The following is a 280-nucleotide window of genomic DNA, read 5'->3' on the forward strand; positions in this document are numbered from 1 at the left end:
ACTCGACTCACCCACGCTCGACTCGTCGTCGATTGGTTCACCCTCGCTCGGTTCGCTGTCGCTTGGTTCGTCGTCGTCGATCAGGTTGGTGCGTTCGAGGATCTTGCGGGCGATCTCCACACTGATCACACCGTCACGCAGTCGTTGAGCGACCCGCGGATGGCGGGTCATCAAATCGTCGGCCTCGGCCAGCATGCCCTCCGCGCGGCCCTGACTGACGCCCAGGGTGACGGCGATCCGGCGGGCGCAATCGACGAACGCCTTACGGGCCGCCGCGTGC

Annotated in this window: 1 protein-coding gene; it reads right to left on the minus strand. The window is 66.1% G+C overall.

Annotation, left to right across the window (positions count from 1 at the left end):
• A partial coding sequence (locus tag HH308_RS29445; protein ID WP_170197842.1) for a DUF222 domain-containing protein occupies nt 1-280 on the minus strand: 280 nt, incomplete at both ends.

The organism is Gordonia asplenii, assembly GCF_012933505.1.
GTDB classification, from domain to species: domain Bacteria; phylum Actinomycetota; class Actinomycetes; order Mycobacteriales; family Mycobacteriaceae; genus Gordonia; species Gordonia asplenii.